6 protein-coding genes are annotated in these 5,131 nt (G+C 37.1%); 4 read left to right on the forward strand and 2 right to left on the reverse strand.

All coding sequences use genetic code 11. The features are described from left to right. Positions 1-69 precede the first annotated feature (69 nt). The 3 genes from KCG35_RS23525 (at position 70) to KCG35_RS23535 (ending at position 1,738) form a co-directional block, all read left to right on the forward strand. Positions 70-270, forward strand: a complete 201-nt coding sequence (locus KCG35_RS23525; RefSeq protein WP_215822297.1) for a hypothetical protein — start codon at positions 70-72, stop codon at positions 268-270. Positions 271-758: 488 nt separating this feature from the next. After that, positions 759-914, forward strand: coding sequence for a hypothetical protein (locus tag KCG35_RS23530; protein WP_215822298.1), 156 nt, complete (start codon positions 759-761; stop codon positions 912-914). 230 nt (positions 915-1,144) lie between these two features. Next, a complete protein-coding gene (locus KCG35_RS23535) occupies positions 1,145-1,738 on the forward strand; it encodes a hypothetical protein (RefSeq protein WP_215822299.1) in 594 nt (197 codons plus the stop codon). A gap of 1,260 nt (positions 1,739-2,998) precedes the next feature. On the opposite strand, the gene KCG35_RS23540 is transcribed toward KCG35_RS23535, so the two are convergent. Both KCG35_RS23540 and KCG35_RS23545 read right to left on the reverse strand, forming a co-directional pair. Further along, positions 2,999-3,382 carry a type II secretion system protein GspG gene (locus tag KCG35_RS23540; RefSeq protein WP_215822300.1) on the reverse strand — a complete coding sequence of 128 codons (384 nt, stop codon included), beginning with the start codon at positions 3,380-3,382 and terminating at the stop codon, positions 2,999-3,001. Between the two features lie 42 nt (positions 3,383-3,424). After that, positions 3,425-3,811, reverse strand: coding sequence for a hypothetical protein (locus KCG35_RS23545; protein ID WP_215822301.1), 387 nt, complete (start codon positions 3,809-3,811; stop codon positions 3,425-3,427). Positions 3,812-4,225: 414 nt separating this feature from the next. On the opposite strand from KCG35_RS23545, the gene KCG35_RS23550 reads away from it, so the two are divergent. After that, the coding region (locus tag KCG35_RS23550) for a pPIWI-associating nuclease domain-containing protein (protein ID WP_215822302.1) at positions 4,226-5,131 on the forward strand (906 nt) is incomplete at its 3' end.

Below are 5,131 nucleotides of genomic sequence, written 5' to 3' on the forward strand. Positions count from 1 at the left end.
TATCAGGCATATATATGATAAGTGGAAGTTTGGCAGAAGTGCATCATACCATATGTACAGTGCGAAGTTATGGGGGGCATAACACTTTTCATAGGATTTGTTCATTTGTTCCTTACAGGTAGTGTTGGGCTTCCAATATATAGTGCTGTTGGTATGGGAATTTTGACGGACATTGAAGGCTTAATTGCTTCTTTTATATTAAGTTCATGGCAAGCTGATGTGCCCAGTGTTTTTCATGCGTTGAACATAGAGAATGAAAATAAAAAATAATTTACAAAGCTCATATTGAAGAAATACTCATTGTTTTCTCAAAAGCTAATTGAGCTTGAAAGTCATTAGGTTTTTAAGTTTGGTCCACTTTATGTTAATAGGATCGCAGTGAATGCTTATGACACCTTTTCAACTGGAGTCGGAGTTAATCGCTGACTGATGCGTAAGTGGGTCGGTGAAATACAGACTCCTATCAACGGTGGGTTTGAAATAGTAATAAAAGAGCTTGAGGCACACAATGTGTGCATGAGCGCTTGAACCCATGAGTTATCTATCAATCGTGATAGCTTGCGGTTTAAAAGGCTCTCCTCAATGTGGCGACCTTTGTGAAAGGTAGACGATACAAGACATAAATGAATTGGATATAAGGGATATCGACCTATTCGTACGCACAATGTGCGTAGGAGAAGGTATATGTTGGCTGATGTTCATAAGCATTAAGGGGTATGTCTACTCGACATATGCTTTATGGAAGCTTGGCGCTATAAGTGACTAACGAGATTACCGTCCACATTGTGGATACGAATGTGGACCCTTGTGAACACACTCATACTGAGCAGACTAAGGTTGGAGTGGGAGAGGATAGGGCATTCTCCCGCATACTGTGCGGACGAATGACGGACCCTAAACTGCTCTCTGCTTAGACATATCGATAAGTCTAGAGGGTACTCATCATACGAGTACGCTTTGTATCAACGCTGAAAGTAGCGTCATTTCTCTTATATTCAGTCAGTTATGAACTGGGTGCTACCTATGGGATTATGCGCTTGGCGACAGGCGAGGCTCAATTGATTGTGAGGCGTGTTATTGAACACTACACTTGTAAAGTAAATCTGACTTGTTGAAAGCACTGCAATAATGGAGCTTATTGGTAATGCAAAAATATATCATACTGATTGTTTCAGCAATTGTTGTATGGTTTTTATTTTTCAAGGAGGGGGAAGTCTCGATAGGGCCGGGTGTTTACGCAACTGATGCCCCAGAACAAAAGACAAAAAGCGTAGCAAAAACATTTCAGGTTAATGGATATACCTTAACAGAAATTGCGTCCTTTAAATTAAAAGCCAAAGTGCTTTCAAAAAAGAATTATTCACTCGGACGAGAAACAGATTTATCACCGGTTGATTTAGCCTTAGGATGGGGCAGAATGTCAGATGAGAGTGTTATAAATAATATTACATTTTCTCAGTCAAATCGTTGGTATTATTGGCGAACCGATGCCTATCCCATTCCTCGTCGAGAAATAGAAACATCAAGTGCTAATATGCATATGATTCCTGCCAATGAGTTTGTTGAAGATGCGTTAAAATCAGTTAAAAAAGGGGACATCATTCAGTTAATAGGCAGTTTAGTGAATGTAGAGGCTAATGATGGTTGGCGATGGAGAAGCTCTGTGACTCGAACGGATACGGGAGGAGGGTCATGTGAGTTAATTTGGGTGGAAAATTTTAGTATAGTAACGCCATAATATTTTTTAAATAAATTTATAATAAAATGGTTGACTTTATAATACGCTTGTTTTACAGTGCTTACATTGATGGGTCCTTCCTACAGAATTATTACCGATCGCAACAAAACCCCCCACGGTAGACGCATAAAATTTCCACCCCTATACACCGCACCAGCAGTTAACTTTTAGTCTATAAAAATAGAGTTTTTTACTCATTTCTTCTGAGGCATAAATCCGTTTTATCTGGGGTCTGGCCTAATCTGTTTACAAGCCGCAAACCTATACACGTTTGAGCCTGAATTGAGTCAAGGTTGGAGGGCTATGCTGCCATATATGCGAGAAGTGGTTTAAGTAGTTTTGGTTGCGCTGGGTGAAATAAAAAAGTTGCTAGGGATAGGTTTGTTAGTTGAAACTAAGAAAATAAAGTACTGAGAAATATATTATAGTCTGTATTGAAAATAATATTATTAGGGGGAGAATCTTAAATTGTTTTTTAGGCGTAAAGAGCTCTATATAGTTAGAATATATGATTGAGATTATAAATAAACCAACTATTAGGGAAAGCAGCCACCATAATAAGCTGATTTTTGTGCATAGTAGTGCCAAAAAAAGGTATGAAGGTAGCATGGTTAAGCCTGCTACCGAGTTTGATTTGTAATAATTAATTCGCATAACCTTTCCGCTAGCTATATGTAATCATGAGCTTATATTATTCATCTAGTTTTTTCCCACAGTATCTACATTTACCTCGATACCAGTATATATGCTCTCCATTTGGTTGCTTAAATATAGAATTACGACAGAATGGGCATCTAAAAGTAAAGTGTGACACTAGTACAAGAGTTATAGTGGTCAGGGCAAAAGCGAGTAATCCAGTGAGTTCACCAGATAGAAATACTACTGGAAATATAACTAATGGGCAGGAAAGAAAGCATGTTGCTTGAAAAATTCTAATTTTTTTCTTCATGTTTTTCCTGATTGTTGCAGGAGTAAACTAACCTTGATGATTCACTGTGCTGTGTAATCATGAGTTATTTTATAAAAGTTTTAATTAATACAATTGATGTGCCTATTGAAACAGTCGTACTTGCTGTAGCTTTTGTAAGCTAGGATGGCCTTGGCGTCTGACCCTAGCTTCTGTTAGATAGTATATCTCACTCGAAGTAGTTTGATGGCTTTTTTTAGTTATTGCTAATGTAGAGAGGTTGCCACTAGGATACATAGACATTCTCTTGATAGTAAAAATTATGGTGGTAGCTTTTATACTGGATGATATCGTTACTTCCATGGGGGGATAACTATATCATCTCCATTTCCTGAATCATCTACTTTATTCTTTCCAATTGAGTAAAGCAGAAATATTTTATTCTTTTGTTTACAATAAAACTTATACTGAAAATTGTTTCCCCATGCATCAGTATATTGTTTTGGTAGATAGGGGCCTAACCAGGCTTTTGAATGAGTTTTGTTTTCTGTTAAATGTAATAAACCACCATCTTCAGTACATGGATAATAACCCAAGTCAAGCTTGAATAACTCAAGTGCTAAAGAAATACTTTCTAATGTTTTAAGCGTTTCTTGTTCTTGAATTACATGGCCATAACCTTTTATTGTATTAAAGGTTAAAATAACAGTCAAACTAGCTATTATTTTGGCAAGCATATGGTTCACCGAGTACATATCGATTTAAATAAAGCGGGTACTCTAAAATAGTTTTATCTCTAAAAGGTACTCATTCATATTGTAAGGTACGTTAATTTTCATAAGTGGCAGTTTTAACTGCTGAATATTTTGCTCTTTTACTACCCCCATATCAGTACAAAACCTTTTTGGCAAAATGATGTGAGCAATGGATGAGTACTTGAATGGTTGTCCCCAAACACTACCATCAGAAATGCCTGTTATAGACAGATCTGACTTTTTGGGTAAGCCGGCGTTCCAGTAATCACAGTCCCAACATTTAAGACGATCAAATGTTGTCCAAGAGCACCAAGATTGGCTCTTTTCCATTAGGAATTCACCCTCTCCAAGTAAATCGATTGCTTCAGAAAAGATAGCAAGCCATTTATTATCACATATTATCTCTTTCATAGTGATTACCTGAGGGGTAGGGTTAAATCAAAATTTTTTACAGTCATTAGCCAAGAGTGTATGACAATATGGTTTTGTGTGTTGAGGGTTAATCAAGTGGGAAATTATTTGATTAGTAATCATTTTTATTTTAACTCTTTCTCGACTTTGGCCATTTAGAAGCTAAGGCATTGCAGGTAAAGCAATACAGTTAGTGTTTATAACCTGAATTAACTCATGTCTAATGAAAACCATGATATGAATTAATTCTAACCTGTTGTTTCTAATAGCTTATTTTTAGCTGTCATGTGTATTGAATGATGGCCAAAGTCGAGTCAGAGTGACGTTCATTAATAGTTAGGTCTCCAGTAGGTTCAGGCTACGATGAATAAAGCCAGAAAAGAAATTAGGTTGTCTCGAAGAAGGCGAAAAAAAATGGCCAAGGTACAAAGGCGTAAACAGAATAAAGGATTTCGCTCTTTGAAACACAATCGGACAGTGATTTACAGGCATTTGATCAATAATGCAAATAGCATCAAAATTCTCGAACACTTGGGGGTAGGATTTGAGCGAGATTTGTTTCTGGCAGCACTTAATAATTTAAGCGACAAAGGTAACCCCTTACGATTTAACAACTTCGCTTACTGTATGCGAGAAATTATTACTCTAATACTCGCAAAATACTCATCAGATGAAGACGTTCTTAATTGCCACTGGTATAAGAATGAAACTGATAAAGAAGGTGGTGTAACTAGGGCGCAAAGAGTGAAGTATTCAATTCAGGGTGGCTTCACGGATGAAAAGGTCTTTGAGTTACTCGGGCTTGATGAAGAGGATGATAAGGAATTTATCGAAGATAAATTGAAAGATTTCTCTAAACGTTTTCGGGAGTTAAATGAGCATACTCACCTTCGAGAAAAGCGCTTTAATATCGGAGATGTTTTATGTGAAGCATTAGCCTCACAAGTCTTAGATGTAATGGATAGCATTTTGACGCTTATCGAAGGTTTGAGGGAAGAGGTAAAGTTGCATGTCGCAGGTGAAATTGATGAGGCTCTAATATCTGAGTTCGTAAGTACGACTTTTGATGATTTGGATATTTTGTCAACGCATACAACCGTTGATTATTCTGAACTTGATAGCTATCACGTTGAATCGATAAGTAGTGATTATGCTGTAATAAAAGGATATGGAACCGTTTATTGTGACTTGCAGTGGGGTTCTGGTTCGGATATGAGAAATGGCATAGGTGCCTCCATGAGTGACAGTTTTCCATATGATTTTACAATTCGCGCCAAGTTAACAGATTTGAAGAGATTAGAACTCAGTGAGGAAGGTATC

The sequence above is a fragment of the Zooshikella harenae genome (assembly GCF_018837975.1).
GTDB classification, from domain to species: domain Bacteria; phylum Pseudomonadota; class Gammaproteobacteria; order Pseudomonadales; family Zooshikellaceae; genus Zooshikella; species Zooshikella harenae.